Source organism: Pedobacter alpinus (assembly GCF_042684645.1).
GTDB classification, from domain to species: Bacteria; Bacteroidota; Bacteroidia; order Sphingobacteriales; family Sphingobacteriaceae; genus Pseudopedobacter; species Pseudopedobacter alpinus.
In genome coordinates this window covers 1-25,166 of the sequence record NZ_JBHULV010000044.1, presented here as the reverse complement: position 1 = coordinate 25,166, position 25,166 = coordinate 1, and the positions used below count along the sequence as shown (strand labels likewise).

The 25,166-nt window shown below is 34.5% G+C and carries 24 protein-coding genes; 8 read left to right on the top strand and 16 right to left on the bottom strand.

The features are described from left to right. Positions 1 to 25 precede the first annotated feature (25 nt). Positions 26 to 499: a pantetheine-phosphate adenylyltransferase gene (gene coaD / locus ACFSSE_RS12150; RefSeq protein ID WP_379040257.1), complete on the top strand. Its 474-nt coding sequence runs from the start codon at positions 26 to 28 to the stop codon at positions 497 to 499. A gap of 17 nt (positions 500 to 516) precedes the next feature. Here the strand turns inward: coaD and ACFSSE_RS12145 are convergent, their stop codons facing one another. The 7 genes from ACFSSE_RS12145 to ACFSSE_RS12115 all read right to left on the bottom strand — a co-directional run bounded on the left by ACFSSE_RS12145 (position 517) and on the right by ACFSSE_RS12115 (position 5,416). Then, a complete protein-coding gene (locus ACFSSE_RS12145; RefSeq protein WP_379040258.1) occupies positions 517 to 1,473 on the bottom strand; it encodes an L-threonylcarbamoyladenylate synthase in 957 nt (318 codons plus the stop codon). Positions 1,474 to 1,475: 2 nt separating this feature from the next. Continuing rightward, positions 1,476 to 1,751, bottom strand: a complete 276-nt coding sequence (locus tag ACFSSE_RS12140) for a hypothetical protein (RefSeq protein WP_379040259.1) — start codon at positions 1,749 to 1,751, stop codon at positions 1,476 to 1,478. Next, positions 1,738 to 1,929, bottom strand: coding sequence for a hypothetical protein (locus ACFSSE_RS12135; protein WP_379040260.1), 192 nt, complete (start codon positions 1,927 to 1,929; stop codon positions 1,738 to 1,740). Before ACFSSE_RS12135 ends, ACFSSE_RS12140 begins: the two co-directional genes overlap by 14 nt. Before the next feature lie 20 nt (positions 1,930 to 1,949). Then, on the bottom strand, positions 1,950 to 3,386 hold the full coding sequence (locus ACFSSE_RS12130; protein ID WP_379040261.1) for an NADP-dependent isocitrate dehydrogenase: 1,437 nt from the start codon (positions 3,384 to 3,386) through the stop codon (positions 1,950 to 1,952). A gap of 184 nt (positions 3,387 to 3,570) precedes the next feature. After that, positions 3,571 to 4,293, bottom strand: coding sequence for a bacillithiol biosynthesis deacetylase BshB1 (bshB1, locus tag ACFSSE_RS12125; RefSeq protein ID WP_379040262.1), 723 nt, complete (start codon positions 4,291 to 4,293; stop codon positions 3,571 to 3,573). A gap of 3 nt (positions 4,294 to 4,296) precedes the next feature. Further along, on the bottom strand, positions 4,297 to 4,800 hold the full coding sequence (locus tag ACFSSE_RS12120; RefSeq protein ID WP_379040264.1) for a glutathione peroxidase: 504 nt from the start codon (positions 4,798 to 4,800) through the stop codon (positions 4,297 to 4,299). Between the two features lie 7 nt (positions 4,801 to 4,807). After that, positions 4,808 to 5,416, bottom strand: a complete 609-nt coding sequence (locus tag ACFSSE_RS12115) for a DUF4294 domain-containing protein (protein ID WP_379040265.1) — start codon at positions 5,414 to 5,416, stop codon at positions 4,808 to 4,810. Positions 5,417 to 5,520: 104 nt separating this feature from the next. On the opposite strand from ACFSSE_RS12115, the gene ACFSSE_RS12110 reads away from it, so the two are divergent. The 4 genes from ACFSSE_RS12110 (at position 5,521) to ACFSSE_RS12095 (ending at position 11,375) form a co-directional block, all read left to right on the top strand. Further along, a complete protein-coding gene (locus tag ACFSSE_RS12110) occupies positions 5,521 to 7,752 on the top strand; it encodes a RelA/SpoT family protein (RefSeq protein ID WP_379040267.1) in 2,232 nt (743 codons plus the stop codon). A gap of 53 nt (positions 7,753 to 7,805) precedes the next feature. Then, a complete protein-coding gene (locus ACFSSE_RS12105; RefSeq protein ID WP_379040269.1) occupies positions 7,806 to 8,282 on the top strand; it encodes a Fur family transcriptional regulator in 477 nt (158 codons plus the stop codon). Between the two features lie 30 nt (positions 8,283 to 8,312). Continuing rightward, positions 8,313 to 9,587 (top strand): adenylosuccinate synthase, encoded by a 1,275-nt coding sequence (locus tag ACFSSE_RS12100; RefSeq protein WP_379040270.1) that lies wholly within the window; start codon positions 8,313 to 8,315, stop codon positions 9,585 to 9,587. Positions 9,588 to 10,061: 474 nt separating this feature from the next. Beyond that, on the top strand, positions 10,062 to 11,375 hold the full coding sequence (locus ACFSSE_RS12095; protein ID WP_379040271.1) for a PQQ-dependent sugar dehydrogenase: 1,314 nt from the start codon (positions 10,062 to 10,064) through the stop codon (positions 11,373 to 11,375). A gap of 519 nt (positions 11,376 to 11,894) precedes the next feature. Here ACFSSE_RS12095 and ACFSSE_RS12090 read toward each other — a convergent pair. The 3 genes from ACFSSE_RS12090 to ACFSSE_RS12080 form a co-directional block, all read right to left on the bottom strand. Beyond that, positions 11,895 to 12,119, bottom strand: coding sequence for a hypothetical protein (locus ACFSSE_RS12090; protein ID WP_379040272.1), 225 nt, complete (start codon positions 12,117 to 12,119; stop codon positions 11,895 to 11,897). 249 nt (positions 12,120 to 12,368) lie between these two features. Next, positions 12,369 to 12,845, bottom strand: a complete 477-nt coding sequence (locus ACFSSE_RS12085; protein ID WP_379040275.1) for a DUF5675 family protein — start codon at positions 12,843 to 12,845, stop codon at positions 12,369 to 12,371. Positions 12,846 to 12,895: 50 nt separating this feature from the next. Further along, complete coding sequence (locus ACFSSE_RS12080; RefSeq protein WP_379100939.1) at positions 12,896 to 13,528, bottom strand: DUF6266 family protein; 633 nt, start codon at positions 13,526 to 13,528, stop codon at positions 12,896 to 12,898. Between the two features lie 583 nt (positions 13,529 to 14,111). Between ACFSSE_RS12080 and ACFSSE_RS12075 the strand changes: the two genes are divergently transcribed. Then, complete coding sequence (locus ACFSSE_RS12075) at positions 14,112 to 14,438, top strand: hypothetical protein (protein ID WP_379040278.1); 327 nt, start codon at positions 14,112 to 14,114, stop codon at positions 14,436 to 14,438. A gap of 113 nt (positions 14,439 to 14,551) precedes the next feature. On the opposite strand, the gene ACFSSE_RS12070 is transcribed toward ACFSSE_RS12075, so the two are convergent. From ACFSSE_RS12070 to ACFSSE_RS12050, 5 genes are all read right to left on the bottom strand, one after another. Continuing rightward, a complete protein-coding gene (locus ACFSSE_RS12070; protein WP_379040280.1) occupies positions 14,552 to 15,742 on the bottom strand; it encodes a RagB/SusD family nutrient uptake outer membrane protein in 1,191 nt (396 codons plus the stop codon). A gap of 36 nt (positions 15,743 to 15,778) precedes the next feature. Next, positions 15,779 to 15,907 (bottom strand): hypothetical protein, encoded by a 129-nt coding sequence (locus tag ACFSSE_RS12065; RefSeq protein WP_379040281.1) that lies wholly within the window; start codon positions 15,905 to 15,907, stop codon positions 15,779 to 15,781. Positions 15,908 to 16,081: 174 nt separating this feature from the next. Then, positions 16,082 to 19,318, bottom strand: coding sequence for a SusC/RagA family TonB-linked outer membrane protein (locus ACFSSE_RS12060; RefSeq protein WP_379040282.1), 3,237 nt, complete (start codon positions 19,316 to 19,318; stop codon positions 16,082 to 16,084). Position 19,319: 1 nt separating this feature from the next. Continuing rightward, entirely contained in the window at positions 19,320 to 19,697 is a 378-nt protein-coding gene (locus tag ACFSSE_RS12055) for a hypothetical protein (protein WP_379040283.1), read from the bottom strand. Between the two features lie 63 nt (positions 19,698 to 19,760). Beyond that, complete coding sequence (locus ACFSSE_RS12050; RefSeq protein WP_379040285.1) at positions 19,761 to 21,362, bottom strand: hypothetical protein; 1,602 nt, start codon at positions 21,360 to 21,362, stop codon at positions 19,761 to 19,763. Positions 21,363 to 21,925: 563 nt separating this feature from the next. Between ACFSSE_RS12050 and ACFSSE_RS12045 the strand changes: the two genes are divergently transcribed. Further along, positions 21,926 to 22,441 (top strand): helix-turn-helix domain-containing protein, encoded by a 516-nt coding sequence (locus ACFSSE_RS12045; RefSeq protein ID WP_379040286.1) that lies wholly within the window; start codon positions 21,926 to 21,928, stop codon positions 22,439 to 22,441. Positions 22,442 to 22,627: 186 nt separating this feature from the next. Here ACFSSE_RS12045 and ACFSSE_RS12040 read toward each other — a convergent pair whose 3' ends face one another. Beyond that, the gene (locus tag ACFSSE_RS12040; protein WP_379040287.1) at positions 22,628 to 23,866 is read right to left on the bottom strand and encodes a hypothetical protein; all 1,239 of its coding nucleotides are present in this window, start codon (positions 23,864 to 23,866) and stop codon (positions 22,628 to 22,630) included. A 639-nt stretch (positions 23,867 to 24,505) separates the two neighbouring features. On the opposite strand from ACFSSE_RS12040, the gene ACFSSE_RS12035 reads away from it, so the two are divergent. Continuing rightward, positions 24,506 to 25,069, top strand: a complete 564-nt coding sequence (locus tag ACFSSE_RS12035; protein ID WP_379040288.1) for a hypothetical protein — start codon at positions 24,506 to 24,508, stop codon at positions 25,067 to 25,069. The last annotated feature ends 97 nt before the right edge of the window (positions 25,070 to 25,166 follow it).

The following is a 25,166-nucleotide window of genomic DNA, read 5'->3' as shown; positions in this document are numbered from 1 at the left end:
TAAATTGTAACTACAAATATTCATTATGAAAATTGCATTGTTCCCTGGTTCTTTTGACCCTATCACCAAAGCCCACGTTGATATTTTAAAAAGATCTTTATCTCTTTTTGATAAAATTTACGTTGGTATAGGTACAAACAGTACCAAGCAATCTTTACTAAGTGTTGCCCAAAGATTAGAAATGATTAAAGCAGTTTTTAAAGACGAACCTAAATTAGAAATGGTAACTTACGAAGGCTTAACTGTGAATTTTTGCAAGGAAATTGGCGCCTCACACATGATAAGAGGCATTAGAACCGTTTCGGATTTTGAATATGAAAAAGCCATTGCACAAATGAACCATGCATTAATACCAGAAATTGAGTCTATTTTTATTGTGAGCAAACCTGGCTATTCTTCCATAAGCTCAACTATTGTTAGAGATGTATTACGCTACGGCGGAGATGTGGCTCAGTTTGTACCTAGTGCGGCAATTCCATTTTTAGTAGGTTTGAAATAACAGTTTTAACCTTTATATTACTCTGCAGACGCTCTAGTCAATCTATCGTTAATTGTTTTACCTAAACCAGTTTCTGGTAATTTTTGAGCAATTATCAAATCAAAATTTAGCGTATCTAAATGATGTAATGTAGTATATAAATTAGCAGCAGCTTTTTCTAAATTATTTTCTTGAGCTAAATACAAATATTGGTGTAAACCATCAGTTTCTTGAGGATGAAAGGCTAAAACAGCAAAATTAATATTACCAGCCAAAGCAATTTCTTTTTCTAAATTATTTGTTAAAATTAACTTAGTTTTTGGCGAGTAATGTTTTAATAACATTCCTGGTGCAACTGGTGCATTTTCTTGCTGTGTAATTACTTTTAATTTACCAACTACTGTTTCAATTTGTTCTACTGAAATAGCACCATGGCGGTATAAAACAACATCATTACCATTAAAACCAATAATGGTTGATTCTAAACCTTGCTCACATTCGCCACCATCTAAAATATATTTCAAATCATCTTTAAAATAATCATAAACATGGCTAGCAGTGGTAGAACTAATTCTTTTAAAAGGATTTGCACTTGGTGCTGCTAATGGAAAATCTAATTGGTTTAATAAGGCCAAAGTTAAAGGATGATTTGGCATACGTACAGCTACAGTAGTTTTATTTGCTGTTACAATATCTGGTACATGTGCTTGCTTATCTAAAATTAACGTTAATGCGCCTGGCCAAAAAACATCTATTAATTGATAAGCTTTTTCGGGAATATTTAATGCAACTTTCTCTAAATATTGTTTTGAAGATATATGTACAATTAATGGGTTAAAAAAGGGTCTTTGTTTAATTTCAAATATCTTTTTAACTGCATCTTCAGAAAATGCGTTTGCCGCCAAACCGTAAACCGTTTCGGTAGGTATAGCAACCACACCATTTTGTTTAAGAATTTGGGTGGCAAACCCCAAATTCTTAGTAATTAAATCCATTTTTAACTAATTTTAACAATTTTAACATCAATAGATGAATGTATAGCTAACATTTTACCTTCTAATTGTGCTTTATTAATTAACAAAATTAACTTTTCTTTTGTTTTATTGAGTTCCTCAATACGTTCAATAGAATGCTCATCTTTTTTTCCAAATCTAATCTCGTGGCTAAAACATTTTAAGTTATGAAAACTAATTTTCTGTTCTATTAATCTTAACAAAATTTCTTTTGCATCAGCTGCATTAAACTCTCCTTCTACTAATTTAAAATTGTCCATCTTTTTCTTTTATATTTTGGTTACTTAAATACTTCGCTAATAATAAACCCGAAACCATTGCACCACAGGCTAGTAATTTATTAATTAAAGCGTCATCCAAAAAAGGATAAGCTAATAAACAAACAACTAATAAAATAAATAACAATGCTGGCAAAATTTGCTGGTTATATTTTTTCATATCAATTTTAATTTATAACGTTACTGCCCTTGCCCTAATGAGTATGCTGTTTTGCCATCAAACTCGTACAAATTTTCTGTTTTTATAATATCAACACCATTATCCAATGCTTTTTGAAGCATTTCTACAATGTTTTTCTGAGTAAAATCATGCCCATTTTTTGCTGTAAATCTACACCTCCAATGGTCTGTACAAAAAGTTTCTTTAAAACCATTTGGCCAAACTTTTATACCTCTATTTGTAATCATGCTAAGCGTATTACTTTCTAAATTAACAGTTTGCAATTTATCAGCTAACTCATTGGCATCTATACCATTCCAATGCGTAAATAAATCTACTCCAACCAATTTTTTAGTCTTTGGTGCTCTTCTCTTGTACTTTGGCAGCACTAATTGACCGCTATTTTTAAAATTTGCGGCATTTAAAATAGTAGGTTGCTTACCTAAATTAGCAATAACGGCATCAGCAAAAGCCATGGTACCTACCTTAACTTTACTGGTTCCTTCTTTGTAAATATCTGCGGTGTGTATGCCTTCTTCAAGTGTTTTTAACCATGCGTTTTGAATTTTCTCTGCTATTTCTTTCTCGCCTATATGGTTTAACATCAAAACTGCACCTTGTATTAGACCAGATGGATTTGCAATATTTTTACCTGCAATGTCTGGTGCCGAGCCATGGATGGCTTCAAACATAGCACATTCTTCGCCTATATTTGAAGAACCTGCTAAACCAACTGAACCCGTAATTTGTGCTGCAACGTCTGATAGCATATCGCCATATAAATTTGGCATTACAATTACATCAAACACCTCAGGTGTATCAGCTATTTTTGCCCCACCTATATCAACAATCCAATGTTCGTTTTCAATCTCTGGATACTCAACTGCAATTTCATTGAAAACTTGATGAAAAAGACCATCTGTTTGTTTCATGATATTATCTTTAGTAAAACAGGTTACTTTTTTTCTGTAGTATTGCTTTGCATATTCAAAAGCATATCTCACAATTTTTTCGCAACCTGGCCGACTTATTAATTTAAGACACTGTACAACCTCATCCGTTTGTTGATGTTCTATACCAGCGTACAAATCTTCTTCGTTTTCTCTAACAATAACCATATCCATAACTGGATGTTTGGTTTTAACAAACGGATGTAAACTAACGCAGGGCCTAACATTGGCATATAAACCTAAATATTTGCGAATTGAAACATTTAAACTTTTATAACCACCACCTTGTGGAGTAGTGATTGGCGCTTTAAGAAAAACTTTATTTTTACGGATTATATCCCAAGCAGATTCATCAATACCAGATGTATTGCCACTTAAATAAACCTTTTCACCAATTTCAATCTCATCAAACGATACTTTGGCACCTGATGCTAAAATTACTTTCTTGGTGGCTTCCATTATTTCTGGACCAATTCCGTCGCCTTTTGCTAATGTTATATTTATCATCTTTACATTTGTTTGCTACAAATTTGCGATGAATTAAACATAAATTTTTATTTATGTTTTTAATATTAAACATTAAAATGATTTATGTTATATCGAGAAGTAATTACTCGCCAAAAAATAAAAGGCAAAAAAAAGCATCATAAGAATTATGATGCTATATATTTTGAGAAAAACTATTCGGAACTTATCTCAAATCAAAAAAACTATCAACTCCTAAAATTTTTTTACACAAAAACCCTTCGGCATGTTGCACTTGTATAGATTTACCAAACTCACGAGAACGCCCAACAATAACGTCCATAAAAGCAGGGTTAGAAATATATGTTTGAGGATCATCAATATTTACACCTTCAACAAAAAACTGGGTTTTGTAAGCCCTAATAGCTTCCAGTTTTTGATCTATAAATTCAGAAATATCAACAACAATATCGGGCTTTATGTAAGTGTCTTGTATTAAATGTAATAATAAACGTGGGCGCCATGATTGCTGCTTTTGGATATAATCCATTGTCTCTATTCTAGGCAAACCAGCCAAAAAACATGAATCAGTTACTAAATCACAAGCCCTGCCATGGTCGGGGTGTCTGTCATAATAAGCGTTGGTAACAACAATTTCTGGCTGGTATTTTCTTATTGCTGCAATTACTTTTAACTGGTGTTCTTCGTCATTTTTAAAAAACCCATCTCTAACTGCTAAGTTATCTCTCACATCTAAATCCAAAATTTTAGCAGCATTTGCAGCTTCCTCAGCTCTGGTTTCTACTGTACCTCTTGTGCCTAGTTCACCTCTAGTTAAATCTATAATACCAACTTTTTTACCTTCTTTTTTATGTTTTAAAATAGTACCGGCTGCGCCTAATTCAACATCATCTGGGTGGGCTACAATAAATAATAAATCCAGTTTCATGTTTTATTTATTGCTAATTATAAGCTTTTGAATTTTCTTTTTAATTCTTGCCGAGTTGGGTTTGGTAAAAGAATAAAAGAAATCTACTACCTCGCCATTGCTATTTATTAAGTATTTATGAAAATTCCATCTTGGTGCCGAGTTAAGGTTACCGTTTAATTTCTTTTCCGCTAAGAACTTGAATAGTGGATCTGCAAACTCTCCCCTAACCCTAATTTTTTTAAAAATACTGAAGTGAGTATGGTAATTAATTGCACAAAATTTGCCTATAGCTTCGTCTTCTAAGGGTTCTTGTTGGCCAAAATCGTTACTTGGGAAAGCTAAGATTTCAAAATTTTCTGCACCAAAATCTTTTCTTAATTGTTCTAGTTGCTGTAGCTGAGGTGTAAAACCACATTCTGATGCGGTGTTAACAATTAATAAAACTTTGCCTTTATAATTTTCAAGGCTAATGGTTTCTCCTTTGTTATTCTCTACTTTAAATTGGTATATATTTTTCTTACTCATTATCAAATTACTGGTAACTATAGTATCCTGTAGATCTGATGATATTTTCGATATCCCTTTCTTCATCTACATCGTACTTGTTTTTTAAATCGTGACCAAAAATGCGAGCTACAGATTGCATTACAAATGCCGAAACATTTCCTTTTAAATCTTTTACTAAATCATAACTGCTATTCCCTGTTTCGCGGTCTATTAATTTTATTAATATTTCTCCTTGGGAGATCGACAAATTCTTAACCTCTCTGTTAAACAAATCTTTAATTTCTTTATCACAACTCTTAACAAAGGCTTTTTGTTTTCTTTTATCGCTTGTTGTGGCTAAATCCCTTTCTAATTGCCTGTATCTTTGTCCGGCAAACCTTGCATAAGGCAATACCTTTATAACGTTATATCTTAGTCTTCGGTATTTGTCGTAAGCTTCTTTTGTTGCAAAATTTCTTCTATCAATTACCTTAACTTCGTTAAGTACAATCCAAGGCATCATTTGGCCATCAATATTAATTGCAGACACTCTAATGGTATCATTAGTACCTGCTTTCACAAAAACATTTTGTGCTTTTGAAAATCTTCCCAAAAGCATTAAAGAGCAAAAAAGAAATAGCACTTTAGTTTTCATAATTTTAAGTTACAAACTTATTGCTTATTTATTACTTTCGGAAAGAATAAGTAACCCTAAAATCGTTATTTTAACAAAATAAAAACAAAACAAGCGCATCATTGATGAAAGATTACATAATTGACATAGAAGCAGAAAAATCTGAAATACTAAAAAGATATAGAGCACTTTTAAGAGCTTGTAAATCAACGCTTAAAAAAGGAGATAAAAAAATGATTCGTATGGCTTTTGATATGGCTGTAGAAAATCATAAAGATATGCGTCGTAAATCTGGCGAGCCTTATATTTACCATCCTATTGCTGTAGCGCAAATTGCTGCTGAAGAAATTGGTTTGGGTACTACTTCTATTGTTTGTGCCCTTTTACATGATGTTGTTGAAGATACTGAGATTAGTTTAGAAGATATTGAAAGAGAATTTGGAAAAAAAGTAACCAAAATTATTGATGGACTAACCAAAATTTCGGGTGTTTTTGATGCCAATAGCTCTATACAAGCAGAAAACTTTAGAAAAATGCTGCTTACCCTTGCAGATGATGTGCGGGTAATTTTAATAAAACTGGCCGATAGGTTGCACAATATGCGAACCATGGATTTTATGCCAAGAGATAAACAGTTGAAAATATGTTCTGAGACTGTTTATTTATATGCTCCGCTTGCTCACCGTTTAGGATTGTACTCCATAAAATCAGAATTGGAAGATTTATCTATGAAGTACATGGAGCCAGAAACTTACAAATTTATTGCCACCAAATTAAACGAGAAAAAAGCTGAAAGAGAACTTTTTATTAAAGAATTTATTGGCCCTATTAACCGAATTTTAAAAGAATTAGATTTAGATGCAAGCGTTTTAGGTAGGCCAAAATCTATCCATTCTATTTGGACTAAAATGAAAAAGAAAGGGATTCCTTTTGAAGAGGTTTACGATTTATTTGCCATCCGTATCATTTTAGACAGTTTACCCGAACAAGAAAAATCAGACTCGTGGAAAGCTTATTCTATTGTAACTGATTTATACCGACCTAATCCGGATAGATTGAGAGACTGGATATCATCGCCTAAAGCAAACGGCTACGAATCTTTACACACTACCGTAATGGGTCCAAAAGGGCAATGGGTTGAAGTGCAAATACGTACACAACGTATGAACGAAATTGCAGAAAAAGGCTTTGCTGCGCATTGGAAATATAAAGAATCATCATCAGATAGCGGTTTAGACCAATGGGTGAGTAAAGTAAGGGAGTTATTAAGCAATGCAGATTCTAATGCTTTAGACTTTTTAGACGATTTTAAAATGAACTTATTCTCTGACGAGATTTTCATTTTTACCCCAAAAGGAGATTTAATTCAGCTACCAATTGAAGCAACAGCTTTAGATTTTGCTTTTGAAATTCACTCGGATGTAGGGGCAAAATGTATTGGTGCTAAAGTAAACCACAAATTAGTACCACTTTCTTATAAATTACAAAACGGCGATCAAGTAGAGGTAATTACATCTAACAAACAAGCTCCAAAAGAAGATTGGCTAAACTTTGTGGTTACTGCTAAAGCAAAAGCAAAAATAAAATCGTCATTAAAAGAAGAAAAAAGAAAAGTTGCGGAAGATGGGAAAGAAATTTTAGAGCGTAAACTAAAATCGTTAAAAATAACCTACAACACTGATAATATTTTGAAGCTAAGTTACTTCTTCAAATTAGGTTCTAGTCAAGATGTTTTTTATAATGTAGCCAAAGGTTTAATTGATTTAAAAGATTTAAAAGAGTTTGCAGCATCAGAAAAAGTTATTGAACAAAAACCAACAGTTGAAAGCGATAACGAGCAAATACAAAAATTAATAAAACAAGTAAAAACCAAAGACAGTGATATCCTTTTAATTGGCGAGGATTTACAAAAAATAGATTACAAACTTTCTAACTGCTGCAACCCTATCCCAGGTGATGATGTTTTTGGTTTTGTAACCGTTTCTGATGGGATAAAAATTCATAGAACCAATTGCCCAAACGCCACCAAATTAATGTCTAGCTATGGTTACCGTATTGTTAAAGCAAAATGGACCAGCCAAAAACAATTGGCATTTTTAACTGGCTTACGCATAAAAGGTATCGATGAGGTTGGCTTAATAAGTAATCTAACACAGGTAATATCGTTTGATTTTAAGGTAAATATGCGTTCTATAACTGTAGATACAGAAGACGGTATTTTTGATGGCACCATCATGATTTATGTGAATGATACCCACCACCTAGAAAATTTAATTACCAAGTTAAAAGAGGTTAAAGGAGTATCAGATGTGATAAGATTTGATTCGGATGTGGAAAACCCTTTGCTAAAAAGCTAAATATCATTTAGCTATATTATAAATTTTAATAACTTTGGCTTTTAATATTCATTATGGGCGTACAAGAAACCATTGAGATGGTAAAAAAGATTTTCGAGACTTATCTTGAAAATAAAAACCTCAGAAAAACTCCTGAACGTTTCGCTATACTCGAAGAAATTTACTCCAGATCAGATCATTTTGATGTAGAATCGCTTTACATCCAAATGAAAAATAAAAAATACCGAGTGAGTAGAGCAACCGTTTACAATACCTTAGAACTTCTTTTAAGTTGCGATTTAGTAACCAAACACCAGTTTGGAAAAAACATGGCGCAGTTTGAAAAATCTTATGGGTTTAAACAACACGATCACATCATCTGTTTAGATTGTGGCAAAGTGGTAGAATTTTGCGACCCTCGAGTACAGCAAATTCAATCTATGATGGGCGGTTTATTGAAATTTGAAATCAAACATCATTCTCTTAACCTTTACGGTAATTGTACCCGATTACAAGAAGGTTATTGCGAATCAAAAGAAAATAAAAATTAATTTAATTTACATATCTGACCAAAAAAATAAATGGCTGTTGATGTTTTATTAGGCCTTCAATGGGGCGACGAAGGAAAAGGCAAAATTGTTGATGTTTTAGCCCCAAAATACGATTTAATTGCTCGTTTTCAGGGTGGACCAAATGCTGGTCATACTTTAGAATTTGACGGTAAAAAGTTTGTTTTAAATACTATTCCTTCCGGAGTTTTTGAAAAAAACACTTTAAATCTTATAGGAAACGGAGTAGTAATAGATCCAATTATCTTAAAAAGAGAATTAGATAATTTAAAAGCTGCTGGACATGATTTATTGGCTAAGAAAAATTTAGTGATTGCTAAAAAAGCCCACTTAATTTTACCCACTCACCAATTATTAGACGCTGCGTCTGAAAAGAAAATGGGCGATAGTAAAATTGGTTCTACACTAAAAGGTATTGGACCAACCTATATGGATAAAACGGGTAGAAACGGTTTAAGAATAGGCGATATTACTTTACCAGATTTTAAAGAGCGTTATGCTAAATTGGTTGAAAAACATTTAAGCATTTTATCTCATTATGGTGAAGTTGATGATTTCTCTGAAAAAGAGCAAGCTTTCTTTGCCGCGTTAGATTATCTTAAAAACTTTGAATTTGTAGATAGCGAACATTTAGTTAATAAATATATTAAAGAGGGTAAAACTGTTTTAGCTGAAGGCGCACAAGGTACTTTACTAGATATTGATTTTGGTTCTTACCCTTTTGTAACTTCCTCTAATACTACAACTGCGGGTGCTTGTACCGGTTTAGGCTTAGCTCCTACTAAAATTGGCGAAGTATTTGGAATTTTTAAAGCTTATTGTACACGAGTTGGTGGCGGCCCTTTCCCTACAGAACTGGAAGACGAAACTGGCGAGAAACTGCGAAAAATTGGTCGTGAGTTTGGAGCAACTACTGGTAGAGCAAGAAGATGTGGATGGATTGATATTCCAGCATTAAAATATGCAATTATGCTAAATGGTGTAACGCAATTAATTATGATGAAAGCTGATGTTTTAGATACTTTTGAAAAAATATACGCCTGCACTCATTACAATTATAATGGCGAAGTGATTGATTACATGCCTTATGATATAAACAGCATTAAACCGGAGCCTATTTTAGAAGAAATAGACGGATGGAATGAAGATTTAACTGGCATTAGACAACCAAGTGAAATTCCTGCAAAACTACAGGCCTACATTGATTATTTAGAGAAACACCTAGAAGTTCCTATTAAATACCTTTCAGTAGGGCCAGATAGAGTTCAAACTTTAACTTTAAGCTAAGCTTAAGATAATATTTAACAAAAGCGTTTCAATTAATTTTGAGACGCTTTTTTTGTTTATAAGATTAATTTTTTGTTAGAGATAATTGTCTGATTATTTTTCACCCTCAGCGGAGTGGAAGGATAATTCGCAAAGGCTTCAACTCAACTCAGCCTGACAAATTACATTTAATATAACACTAATTTTAAATTTTTCTTAATAATTTAGGTTTTAGAGCGGGCTTTCCGTTACAATCTTTTTGTCCGCCCACTGGCAAAAAAAAGCCTGCCGGTAGGCAGTAATCCATAACGCAAAACCTATAAAACTCTTAAAAAAATGAAGGTATTTTTTAGGGTATATTAATTAGAATTTTCTACGATATAGGTTTTTAACTTTAAGCTTTGTTCATTTTGCTTTTAGCATTTAAAAAAACAATAAAACTACATTTTACCTAATGGCAAAATAATTGTAAGTAATAACGTAAAACTATACGTTATGAAAAAAAATATTATATTATTTTCAATTGCTGTGTCCCTTATATTTACGGCTTGCAATAGCAATAAAGCCGCAAATAATGATGATATTTCTTCCGATTCGGTGAATGTAAGCAATGACTCTTTAGCCGAAATTTCTGAATCTAAAACCAAATTCAGTAATATTATTGGCTGGAAAGACGGACAAGCGCCAATTGCTCCTGATGGTTTTGTGGTAACACGCTTTGCAGAAGATATTAAAAGCCCAAGACAAACTTACATTGCCCCAAATGGCGATGTATTAATTGTTTTATCTAACTCTGAAAGATCTGCTAAAGAAAAAGTAGTTGGAGAAATTACAGGCAAAGCGGATGCGGAAGTTGGAGGTAAAAGCCTAAATACCATTATGCTTTATAGAGATGAAGATGGTGATGGCATTGCAGAAACTAAAAGTGTTTTCTTAAGAGGCTTAAACCAGCCTTATGGGATGTTAATTATAAAAGACAAATTTTATGTTGCCAATACAGACGGATTAATGGTTTACCCTTATAGCGCTGGTGCAACAAAAATTGAAGGTACTGGCAAAAAGATTTTAGAATTACCTGCCGGCGGCTACAATAACCATTGGACAAGAAATTTAATTGCAAATGCAGATAATAATAAAATATATGTTTCTGTAGGTTCTGGAAGTAACGTTGGAGAAAACGGAATGGATAAAGAAGTAAGAAGAGCTACAATTTTAGAAGTTAACCCAGATGGTACTGGCGAAAGATTATATGGAACTGGATTAAGAAACCCAGTTGGCATGTCATGGAATCCGGTAACAAAAGAATTGTGGACTGCAGTAAACGAAAGAGATGAATTAGGGGATAATTTAGTGCCAGATTACATCACATCTGTTAAACCAGATGCGTTTTACGGGTGGCCATACAGTTATTTTGGTCAAAACGTTGACCCAAGAAGAGAAGGAGAAAAACCAGAATTAGTAGCAAAAGCTATTGCACCAGATTATGCCTTAGCACCCCATAGCGCATCCTTAGGATTGGCGTTTTACACTGGAAATCAATTCCCAGAAAAATATAAAAATGGTGCTTTTATTGGTCAACATGGATCATGGAATAGATCCAAATTTACAGGATACAAAGTAGTTTTTGTGCCATTTAAAGATGGTAAACCAGCCGGTAAAGAAGAAGATTTTTTAAGTGGTTTTGTTGTTGGAGATGGCGGAAGAGATGTATATGGTAGGCCCGTTGGTGTTTCTGTTGCAAAAGACGGTGCTTTATTAGTTTGTGATGACGGAGCTGGTGTGGTTTGGAGAGTGGCAGCTAAAAAGTAATCTTTTAATTTAAAAATGATTTATTAAAAAACTGAACTCGATTATTATTGAGGATTAATTTTATTCAGTTTAGTTAAAGTACAAACGTTAATTACGGTTAATTCGCCCTTGGCTGATGCGGAATAGATGAAACTGATAAAGCACTTCCATTCATAGCATTAGGCGCAGGCGAGTTTATTCAAGTATTTAATGTTTTTTTATAGGCATTCATGTGTTCGCTACCGCTCGGGTTTGGGAACTTTTTTCGGAAAAATTGCGAAGCACTCTTGAATGCCTTAGCTTTTAAATAAGAAAGAATGAAAAAAGTGCCTGACAATGCCCGGCATGAGGGCAGGAAATACAAGTATTCTTGAAAGCCCTAAATAGAAATAATAACCTGAAAAAAGCCTTTGTGGTTTTGGATTTAAATTCAAATGTTTGATTATTAATATGTTAAATATGAATTAATAATCAAATTGAGGTTAAAAAATATACCCAAATAAGTAAGGGAACTGATAACGGCTCCCTTACTTTAAATTTCTAATTTTCCAATTCCGTCTCCTGCGTAACCGAGGCTACAGCAGAGGCTACCAATCCTACAGTAGCAAAATAACCCGCAACAGTAGTTAATACTGCTGGTAATGCAATGGGCGCTGCCAAAATTGCTACACCAATACTCCCTAAGGTTAAGCCAATGTTTCTCAATTTTTTAAAAAACTTAGGTGTTGGAGCGTTTATTCTTTCTATAATACTCTTATTCTTCATGTTCTTTATTTTTTATGGTCAATTTTATTTTTCGGACTTGCCTTAACTTCAAGGTTCAGCCTCCACTCTATAAATTCCATTCTTTGTTTTAAAAGTTCGTTTGCCGAGCGGGTCTCAGAATGGATTAACGTACTGTTACTCTTTAAGGCAGCAATTTCTTTTACCACTCCTTTAAATTCAATGTGCAACTGTTTAATAAAATAAGTGATTGCAGAAAGTAAAAGGGTAATCAGTAGACCCGCTAATGTTTCAGGCTGCAATAGAAGAAACATCGCTTTCAATTAAATTAATCACCTCAATTTTTCTCAACCCATTACGATACGCATATAAAAGGGCTTTGTAAACCTTTTCATAAGCTAAAGCAGATTGCAATACTTGGTAAATCCCATCAATCATTTGCCAAGTCATACCAATTAAAGGACAACCCTTCGTGTCGGTATGAAAATTACCTACATGAAAAAACACAAGTTTAAAGTTTGCAATCCCACAAATCTCTAACATGCCTTCATGAAACTTTGGGAATCTTTTTTTGTAATGCTGGTTCATACCAGCGGTGTTATTTAGCCCTAACTCATAAATACCCTCGGGCAAACAAGTTTCTCCGGGTATTTTAATCCCCGCAATTTGATCTTCTAAAAGATAACAGGCAAATAGGCCGTTAATATACAGATGGCTTAAGGTACTCAACTTACCTTTACGTATTCTAATGATGCTAATTTTATTCATCTCCTTAATTATTAAAGGGAGGGGAACGGCAATACCGTCCCCGCACCTGATTAAACAATAGTTACTGCACCAGCGTAAATACTGGTTGATCTTTGCTTCTTATCTTTGGATGTAAAAGCTAACCAACATTGCACCTCACTGCCAACAAAATCATTAGGCAAGGGAATGCTCAGTACCCCATCAGCTCTGGTTGCTGCAGAAATGCTCATGAGGTGTTGTTTAGTATCTGCATTATATACTAATGCAAACACCTCATCATCTGGATTACTCATCCCAGAATTTGTAGCATTAGACCATGTTAAAGACAATTCGCTTGCACCAGAGGTGGCTGCCACTGCATTCCATGCCGGACTTAATTCTCCTTTTGAAATCAGTACTTTTGGATAATCCAATTCATAACTTCCTGACTCGCCAATGATGCTGTTCTGCAACATGTGCGCTATTGCCAAATTAAAACTACTGAACCTTGGGTCTGATGCCTTAAACCCAAGCTTTAACAATTCATTAATAGGCTGTAAAAAGCCTACCGCCAAACCAAATTTTTCCCTTTGATTGGATTGCAAAACTGTAGGTGCTTTGCTGCTTTTTTTAGGCAAACTGCTGATGATGTCCATACCACTCCGCTGGCTGCCTATCACCGTTCCTACCTTGCCAACAAAACCTCCTAAGATGCCTTTTCTCATTCTTCCCATAATTAAATTTTTTAAAAAAGTTAAACCATAAGCACCGCCACCATGGCTTTTTTGTGCTTTACTTTGTAAATATGGATCCTGCTTTTGATAAAAAAAAGGCTTGGGAACTGTTGGCGTAGTTTGGCGCTTTTTGGCGTAAGATGTCCTATTCCACCCAACTTAATCCTACCCCCACTTTCTACTTTCTACTTCCCACTCACCACTCACCACTTTCTACTTCCCACTCACCACTCACTACTTCCTACTTTCTACTCACTACTCCCTACCTTCTACTTTCTACTCTCTACTTTCTACTTCCTACTCAATACTCACTACTCAATACTCACTACTTCCTCAACAGCCACCCGGACATTTCCTATAACAAAAACTAATGATTTAGAAACTAAGGTTTTAGTATTTGAGCGTAGCGATGCAGAAATTAGACTAACTAAAAAGAGGTTTATAAAACCAAAGAAATAGTACTAAAAAGATCAAACTTATTGGCCAATAATAAAGGAGCAGCCGAAAACCTTATAGAGTAGGCAAACATTTATTCAAAACTCTATGGCTTCGAGTACGGTAAGCCGTTTTTATCATGAAGAAAAAATTCTTATTACCATTAATAGCTATAGTAGCTATTGCTGGTGTTTGTACATTTTCTGCTTTTACTCCAAATTCTAACCAACAAGTGAGAACATCACAGTGGTATGCGTATGATGGTTCTGGTGATCCAACCCAAGCAGAAAATTACGTTTTATCTGGTCCTTCATCCCCTGGCTGTAGTGGTGATGTAGAGGTTTGTGCCATTAAGGCAATGGACAATGGTTTCGATAAACCCGAAATCACCTCTACTTTAGTTACGGAAATTACCGCTGCCGTAAATAACCAACAAGCAAGTGCCAATGTTAACCTACGCGATTAACAAAAAAAGGGGGAAATCCCCCTTTTTTTCAAACACAAACTAACTAATTCCCTAATCATTATTTCTCCCAAATCATTTCTCACTACTCAATACTCAATACTACCCTAAAAAAATCACTCATTCTGCACCAGACCACCCCTTTCAATCACCTCCTGCGGTATCGGAAAAACATATCGATTTGCATTTGGCAACAAAGTATAATTCTGCCCTAATACCGATTTATTCAAGGTTACAGCCCAATTAGCATCTAGGTTCAATCTTTTTAAATCATACCACCTTACACCTCTAAATATCAATTCCTTTCTCCGCTCAAGTAATATTAAATCCAAAGCTTCTGCCTCATTATTTGCCGTTTTAGCTACATAAGTACCCGTTTGGTAACGTTTTAACAATAGCATATTCAAATCATCCATAGCTAAAGCCAATTGATTTGTTCTTGCCAAAGCTTCAGCCCTGTTTAATAAAATTTCTGCTGTTGTTAATCCAGTAAATAAAGTGGTACCATTTACACCAGTATAATTCCCCTTGAATTGATAGGTTGTACCGTCAGTATTTCTCCTAAAAAACAAATCTTTCCGCAAATCATTAACTGCATACGACTGGTATAAATCTGGATTGATTTTACTTCTAGTTGGTGACAGTACAGTGAAACTCCCTGTTGCATAAAATATAGTTTCTGCATTAAAACGGCTAAACGGAGTATTGGAACTTTTGTTCAATCCATTATAGTCAATTAGCTGACTGTAAAGTCTTAAACTCGAATCAGCATATAGCTTACTCATTTCGTAATCACCCTTAAACAAGGTAACCTTAGAAAGTAAACCATAACTATTAATTTTATCAGGCCTCGTGGCTATAAATCCTTTTTCTTCTAATAAAGCATTTGCAATTTTAAGGTCTGCAATAATTTGTGCATAACAGGCATCAATACTATTCCTTTTGCTTTCTTGTTCAAAATCGCTACTCAATCTTAAAGGAATACCCAAATCAGTATTAGCAGTATTTGGGTGGTAGGCTTTTGCAAATAATTGCAATAAATTAAACAAACAGCTAGCCCTATGAAACAGCGCTCTTCCTTTCAATGAATTTGCCAAAGCAATTTCATTTGGATACTCATTAGCTGCTATAGTTTCCAATACCACATTGCAAGACAAAATACTATTGTATTGTCTTTGCCAATGCCCAGCATCACCATCAACGGCTGTATTACGCCACAAATAAATATTCCTTTCCCTGTCAAAAGGAAAACCATTATAATCTGCATCAGTGAGGTAAAAATTATCAGCCGCACCTTCTGCTATCACTGGTACAACATTGATAAAATTTTCATCAAGCAGCGCTTATAAACCTTGTAAGTTCTGAGGTACTACCAACCTTTGGTCTGGCTTAGCATCTAAAAATTCTTTACAGCCCCCCATCAAGAGCAAGCTGATGCCCAAGGCAAGGCTTTTTAATATTTTTGTATTCATGATTTTATTTTAAAGGTTATACATTTACTTACTACTTTTAACTTCCCACTCACTATTCACCACTTTTCACTTTTTACTTTCCACTCACTACTCCTTTCACTACTTACCACTTACCACTCCCTAATTACTACTTACTACTTACTACTTACTACTTACTACTTACTACTCCCCACCTCAAAACCCCATCCTCAAACCCACAGCATAAGTAGCCCTAGCAGCTATATTCTGTCCATAATCTGGGTCTATAACCTTTGTACCGGCTTGCCACAAAATCCCCAAATTACTTCCAAATACAAATATTTCTGTTTGCTGTGGCATCCACTTTTTACCGCTTTTCTTCGGCGAAAATGATAAACGAACATCCTGTAACCTTACATGGTCTGCCCGCTCAACAAGCCCTACACTATTTCCATAAAATAAATCTCTTTGATTACTGATAGGGTAAATAAATGAAGGCACATTAGTCACCAATTCATCTCCCGGATTTTGCCATCTTAAATCATAATCTGGGTGTCCTGTACCAGTAGCCAAGTTTCCATAATCTATTGATGCTCTTCTATAGAAATAATCTAACTTAAAGCCTAAACTTGCTGATAAACTAAAAGCACCATAAGAAAAAGTATTTCTAAATATCCCATTGTACAAGGGCAATGCAGACCCATGAAAAACCAAACTATTGATAGCAGTAGAAGAACCAATCGCACTGTAATCTGTACTTGCAACACCGTCAATTAACCCTCTAGGTGCGCCTGTTAATGGGTCTAAACCTCCATCAGCATAACTAAAAATTGGAAATACAGGATAACCCGCTAATGGCAATATATTGCCTCCATTACTCACATAATTTCTAGCAACAAAATCATTTTGATACTCCTTAACAACCGTTTTTTGATAGCTTAATAAAACTTGGGTGCGCCAATTAAATTTCCCAGGTATATTTATACTATTCAGCTGTAACTCCCAGCCATTACCCTCAGTAGATGCATTATTAATGGTATTATTACCAAATCCTGTGGTGGGGTCAATAGGTTCAAATGCCAATAAATCACTGGTGTTTTTGCGATAAACATCAAAACTCCCGCTCACGCTATTATTCTTAGCACTAAAATCTAATCCAACGTTTAAAGTGTTTACCCTTTCCCATCTTAAAGCACTATTAGGCGGACTAACAATTACTGCGGTAGGTAAATTGGTGATGTTACTATTCACATTATCATACCTCAATACCGTTAAGGCAGAGATAGAGTTGTTTACATTCCCTGCTGAGCCATAAGAAACTCGCATTTTTAAAATCGGTAAGGCCTCCCATTTATAAAAACTTTCTTCATTCAAATTCCAAGCAAACCCTGCCGACCATAAAGGTGTACCCTTCTGGTTGGTGTTTACACCAAATAAATTGGAAGCGTCTTTTCTCGCTGTTAAGCTAACTACATACCGCCTTTCATAATCATAACCCAATTGCCCATATAAAGAAACATTGCGGTCTCTCAAACCAATATTGTACAACTGGTTTGGAATAACATCGGCAAAAGCTAAATTCCCAAAAGGCGCATAAACAGTATTAAAATTAACCAAGGAATTGCTCAATGTTTCTCCATCATAACCATATTGGCGGTTTGCATTACCTGTGGTTTCACTACTCCTACGCTCTGCACCAAATAAGCCATTCAAAAAATGCCCTTTAGCAATTTCACCTTCTCCATCTAGCTGAAAGCGTAGCGCATGGCTATTTAACCTGATATCCTCTAAATCATTTATACCCCCCAGTGGGATATTCCTTTGTACATTGGTTCCATTTAGTTGGGTATATTGGTTAATTAAATTACGTACGTAATAGGTTTCTTGTGCGTAAATATCTTGCTCATTCGTCCGCTCATTTTGATATTGGTATTTAACCGAAGCCTTCAATACTTTATTCAACCTCCAATTTGCGCCACTCTCTATTAAAATATTGCCTCGTTTAGTTTGGTTATTAGCCAAAGCCATTTCCTGTAGAGGGCGGTAGCTCCAATCCAACAAAAATGGGTTGGCAGTGGTAATGGCATTCAAAGCATTTAGTTTGTAATCCTTTTCAATTACCAAAGCATTGCCATTTTCATCTGCCAGTTGCGCATAAGGGTATAAACTTCTGGTCCCTTGCCTAATTTGCCCGTAACCAATTAAACCCCTGCTCGAGTTTCTATTGGCCACATTATTACTGAAATTAATACTGTTCTGTAGCTCTATTTTTTTACCAACTTTAAAGTTTTGCCCCAATTTCAAAGTCAACCTTTCGCCATCATTGGTATTCAAATGCTGTTGGTAACGGTCATAACCAGCCGATAGGATAAATGATTGTTGATCATTACCGCCACTTAAATTAATGGCATATTGCTGATTGGTTGCAGGTCTGTAAACGTATTTTTCAAAATCTTTTCTTGAATCCAATTGCCCCAATGCCGCCAACTGATTTTGATAGTCAGTTTCGCTTAATGTTCCATTTGCCCTTGCCACAAACAATTCAACCCCTGGCGTAACTGCCAGTAACCTTCTATTGTTTAAAAAAGCATTGTAATAACCATTATCATATAAAATTCTTTCTGCTGCTAAAAAAGAGCTTGATGATAGCTGAGGCACAGCAAACAAATCTGGACTTTGTGTAAGCTGATAGTTTTGGGAAAAACCAACTTTCAACTTTTGGCCATATTTTGCTTTTTTTGTGGTAATCACAATCACCCCATTACCAGCCCTTGCACCCCAAATAGAAGCCGCCGCTGCATCTTTTAAAATAGAAACACTTTCAATATCATTGGGGTTAATGTTATTGATATCTCCACTGTAAGGAAAATTATCCACCACCACCAAAGGTTCACTCTCTGCATTTATACTGGTTAAACCCCTAATCAACAATTGGTTATTGGTGCCCGATAAATTAGGCGAATTGCCTCTTTTATCAAACAATACGGAGGTACTGATCCCTTCCAAGCGCTCAATAATATTTCCGCCAGTACTCCTGTTCAACATACTTTCACCCAAAACTTCTGCACTTCCTGTCATCCTTCCCGGTGTTAATGTTTGGTAACCTGTACTTACCACCACTTCTTGCAATGCTTGCTTGGTTTCATTTAAAACAACATTCAATAAATTTGGATAAGGTGCCCTCAAATTCAACACGCGGGTTTCAAAACCAAGATAGCTTACTGCTAATTGGGCACTTTCTCTACCAATTGTTAAATTAAAATTCCCATTGGCATCACTTAAAGTTTTTAAGTTTAGTTTCCTATTCTCAATCAATGCTCCGGCAATAGCCTTATTTAAACTATCTACCACCTTTCCTTTTATCACATAATTTTGCTGCGCTTGGGCAGTCTTGCCATTCACAATTACTAATACGGTAATCAAAAGCACTAATAAGTATCTAATTTTTTTCATGTTATCGGTTTTCTTTTATAATGATAAATTCCAGATTGCGCTCCGCTATGGTAAATCTCAAATGGTACGGGGCTAATGCGTTATTAACTGCTGCCAAATCTTCCAGATCAGCCACATCTAGTTTTAAGGATACCTTAGCCCCAAATCCAGTTTCATCCAACACAGGGATATGCCCTTCTTTCCAGTTATAATAGCTAACCAAAGAAGCTAAACCTGTATTCCTTAATTCTTTAATGGCTTGCTCCCCAGCTAAAGTATTCACCAACCTTTCTGGCTTTGCGGGTTCAATATTTCCTGTTTTTTGCAATACCCATGCATTCACTTTGCGGTAGGCCAAATGGCTGTCCATCCCTAAACTGGCGTTCAGGTCATCTCGCATTTTGTTACGCCTTACACTGTCAGGGGTGTTAAATGGCAATACGCTTTCGTAGCAATAAGCATATTACCTATACCAATCCAGTTTCCCTAAATTGGATTGTTGCTCTATATAATTGCCCTTGTCTTTTACTTCCAAAACCACGCGGTTGGGGATATAAACAAATGATCTGTTAAAAGCCATCAGATACAAGTTGAATAAAGGAAAATTGACAATACTGGTATGTATAGTGCCTGCAATGCTGTCTCTAATAGCCTTATTGATACTATTAACCCCCGGTAAATAACTACTCACTAAACTATAATAGCTTTTAGGTCTTGGGTATTTCTCTAGCAATTGTTTTTCTGCAACTTCAAAATCTAAAATGTCTTGCTTAGGTGCTACTGTAGGGATATCACCAGTTTTAAAATCAAGCAATAGCTGTTGATCAATTCCTTCTGCATGGCTAATAGCCACCACCTTCCCTTTTTCATCAATCCAAACCAAATGCGGGGCAATAGTATGCGGAAATAATTCATTCCAATACGTATCTCCCATCAACCAGCTTACCCCTGTTTTACCCTCATAAGCATCCCTCACTTTCGGGTCCATCTCTTCCGCTTTTTCTGTGGTAATGGCAATAACAGGAAGTTTTGCCCCTTTACCTAAGCTGTCAAGATCCTTCAATACTGCCCTAAAGTTTTTACAGCCCGAACTGATAAAGAGCATTAAATGAGCTTGGTTTTTTGTTTCTATAACCGATTTTGGAAGCTGATCCCCTACCTGTAATGATTTCACTTGCCCATACCCTCCAAAACTCAACATCACCAAAAACAGCAATGCAACGCTAAACCTTCCACTTCCAACAGCTTTAAACCTTTCACTTTCAACTCTACACTTTGAACTTTCAGCTTTAAACTTTGAACTTTCCTCTTCCCTTTTTGTCAGGCTGAGCGCCTGCCTGTCCGGTAGGCAGGGAGTCGAAGCCCTCTTTAATGCCCTCCTCCTCAACAATCTCCTTTGCACTTCTTCCCGATGCTTTTTCTTCTCTTGATAGGTCTTCCATAATTTCCTCAGGAAACCCCACGTTAAGGCAAAATTCTCCGTTAAAGAATGGTTATTGCTTTTAAAAACCTTCTTACTTACAGGACTACTCCTATTAATTTGCACTCCCTCTCCCCACCCTGTCATTGTGAAGCCCGAAGCGTCTGCCTTGTGCGAAGCGGGCTGTGACAATCCCTGTGTTAATTGCTTTTGGCTTGATTTACGATTGTTTTTAAATTGGAAATTCTTCTGTAAACTAATATCTCCCCGCTCATTGCCGCGGAGGCTATTACTTTCCCTATAGCTGGAAAGTAACAAAGAGCCACCGCTGCGTTTTACGCTACAAAGCCAGTGCTTTAACTCCTGCATCACTACCGCATAAAACAAGGCGGATTTTTCCGTTAACGAATGGTTATTGCTTTTAGCAATACTGTTATCAACAGAATTACTCCTATTAACACGCACTCCCTCCCCACCCACCGTCATTGCGAGGCCCAAAGCGTCCGCCTTGTGTAAAGCGGGCTGTGGCAATCCCCACGTTAATTGCTTCTTACTTAATTGACCAACCGCCTTAAGCCTTAAGCCTTCCGCTTTCTGCTTAAAAAATCCCAAAGCAGTGGCAATAGCATGTAAATTATACTTCATTTTCTAAAAATTATTATGGTGTAAAAAAGAAAAACCTTAACCCGAACGGGTTAAATTATGAAGAGTGGAGGCGATGAAATTAACAATTACTAAAAAAAGACACACCGCCCCCTACTCGGTATTTTTACTCAGGAGCCGATATCTTTAAAGAAAACAATTGCTTCTGCCCATAACACCAATGGTACATCCATTTTAATATGGATAAGGGCTTTTGATTTGGTTGATGTTTGTTTTTCATTGCTCGTATAGATTTACGAGTCTTAATTATTTGGAAAGCAATACTACAATAAATGTAGGGCCTACAAACCATGGCTGCATAAAAGTTTCTGACACCTTACGTGACACGGCATTACAGCAGGCCCCACATCCATTTCAATACGCAAATATACATATCAAAACTAGATGTAGGAATTAACTGCTGTCTTACGTCACGGTGTCAGAATTTCAGCCGTAAGACTCTTTATTAATTACCTAAATAATAACGGTTTAAAGATAATAATAATTTCATATTAAACAAATAAATGCATTAAATGAAATTAGATTTATAACTCCATTTGCTTCCTATGAGTAATTTAAATAGGACAGTAATAGGGTTAAATATTAAAAAGCTTAGGGAAAAGTTAGGTTTAACTCAACTTGAATTTTCGATAGTTACTACTATTGGAATTAGAACTATAGCAAATATAGAAGCGGGTGACGGAAAATTCAGTATCGATACACTTTCAAAAATTCTTGAATTTTTTAATGTTGACACTTCTTTTATAAATAATGAAGAAATGGTTATTGCAGATAACTTTAGAGAAAGGTTAATTGAATATCATACTGATAAAAAATCAGACTGCTTAGGCATCTTGACTAAGAAACCAAAAATTGTTTATGCTATAAAGAATGAATTATTAAGTAGTGATCTATTAAATAAACCTAGAGAGATTCACGAAATACAATCTTTTTTCAACTCATTAGGATGGGAATTTATAGGATCATCAATTACTAACGCACTTATTAGAATGTCTGATTTAATTGAGACAAGGAAGCATAAGAGTAAGGGGAATACTAATGTTTATTTGAAGAAATCTTAAACCTGTCAAAATTAGATTGGTGATATTTATTGATTGGTTAAATATCTTTATTTAAAAAAAACTGGACTGTAATAAAACCCATGAACTTTTATTTAAGTTTTATAACTACATAAATATCAATTTATATTCTATACTTATCTCTATTTTCTGAAAGATTAACTTTTGATGCTAACTTCTTTTTTCATCCTAAATAATTTCTAATCCCTCATTTTTCAACTTTAGCTCCTCAAATACGGTTTTTCCGATTTTATATAATTCATCTATAAAAGGCTGGTTATCTTCATCAAATGGCAATCGAAACATTAAATCGTCTGCCATTAATGCCAAAGTTGCCAAAAGTATGAGTGTATTTTTACGGTGTTGTTCCATTAAATCTTGAAACATGACCAAAAATGGCCCATCCTCCATAGTCTTTCCGACAAAAGAATGAACTTGCAACTTTGAATTTCCTTTTTTATGATTAATGCCTGATCTTATATTATTTAATTGTTCTAATCTAACAGATTGAATCTGTTGCCAAAGAAATTCGAAATAAAATTGGTTCTTAGCCTTCTCTGGCAGTCCCTTTTCTAATTTATTCAATTTTTGACTATGAGTTCTTAAATCTCCTAATCCTTTTATTTCAAAAATCAAGGCCAATAATATCATTGTTTTTTCAATAGAGGCTTTTAAATAATTAACAATGCCATCACAAATACTCATAGCATCAATTTCCTCCAAAAGTAACTGACTATCTTTTTTGCTGTTTTTAATTTCATCAATCAAAATAATTAAATTGTGAAATGACATTGCAACCTTTATCTGTATAGATTCTGTTTCATAGAGATAATCAATAATATCATCAGCCAGAGGATGACCAGATAGACGGATAGAATTGAAAATATAATTTTCCTGCAATTCTAAATAAAACCGAATGGAAATAACAGGTATGTGGAAAATCATTGGGATTGTCAAAGTACAAATTAATGGCTCATAAGACAATAATTTTAAACGTAGATAATCACTTGTTACATCTCGATGTTTAATACCCGATGCGATGCGAAGCCCCTGCAAAGCTTTAATTTTCTCCTTATCTTTTAATGATAATTTATCAAAATTCCAGACCCGATGATTGTTGAGTAGGTTTATTTTATACAAAATATCACCAAAATCCTCTTTTGTTCCAAAAATATCACGAATTATTATTTCCTCTGCCATTTGCAAGACAACTTCGTTTTCAGGCAACCATTTACTTTTTAAAATGGCCTTAATTTTTTCTCTATTTGACAACCGAGACCAAAGTGGAAGAACAGGAACAGAAATCATGATGCTACCAAGTTGATTATTAGGCCCGAAAGGCACTAAGTAGTCTTTACCTAGATTAAAGTATTTGTACAGAAGTAGTTTAGTGAATTTTTGTTTTAGATTTGTATGAGAAAAAATCATAGAAGAACTAGTCTGAAAAAATTATTCTTAAAAGATATTGGTGTTGAGTGGTTCATCATTATAATTTTTGTCAAATGCTTATTCTTTATATGACAAATTAAAGATTGCAGATTTACCTGTTTCTGAATTTTTTAAATCAATCTTTGTTAAATCAATTCAGTAAACCTAAAGTATAATCAACTAATTCATCCTTTACTTTACCATCATTCACAGGATTTTGAATTTTCCTATTTATTGAACCAGTAAATAGAACCCAACTGACCAGAGTGTTCAGCGCAGCGTCACTTCGGATTAATTAATAAAAAGGAGTTTCCTACTCCTTAGTAGCAAAAATCTAATGTAAAAAATCTATATTAGATTATACGTAAAATTATTTTCATTTTCTATTAAAGGGCTTTTGCTCTTCAGTTTAAAAAGTCTACGCCATAATGCATCGTTTCAGTTATAGTATAGGATTTTTCACCTTGACTTTCATATATAAGCAAATTTAATTCTTAAATAGTTGAAATAGTCAGTATCATGCAACATATCTCAAATTAGAGCTTGTAAAGATGATTAATGTTAATAATTTTTATATTTACTTTTGAAATAAGTTGGAATAATTAAGTAAGCTTATTTTTATTGACTTGATTATTAATTGTGGAAAGTAAAAGAAAAAGAAAGAGAATAAATGCTGCGGAAAAACAAGGGGATATAATTCTTGATATAGAAGCATTTATCAAAAATAAAAGTTCTGAAAATGCAAGAAAAATACAATCGACAAAAGAAGAACTTGAGATAGAAATATATTGCGATAAACACTATTATCTGCGAAATCAAATAGGTGATGAAAATGGCAAACGTGATGGGATCGGTTATGAGTTCATTGAAGCAACACTTTTGAAAGCGACAAAACACCTTATTTATTACGCTTTAAAAATTAGAGGTTTTGCATTCATAAATTTTGATGAGGGATTCAAATCTAGAATCACATTAACACAACACTTTAATGATCATGATATTGAAGATTTAAATATAGTAGTCGAATATCATTATTTATCTATGCACAAATATGAGGTTACTGTAATTACTGCTTTAAGAAAGAATAATTTTTATTTTAATGATGGTTCATATCAAATTGAATTATATAGTGATGGTACATCTTACATAAATAAAAACGAGAAACGTAAAGTAAAAGAAATTAGCTCATTCCATGGAATTTAAAATTAAATAAATCACTTTTAAAATATTCAAAATCATAACTGTCCGAACAAATAATATACAAAAAAGGCCTGTATAATTCTAATTTTGAGTTGCGAAA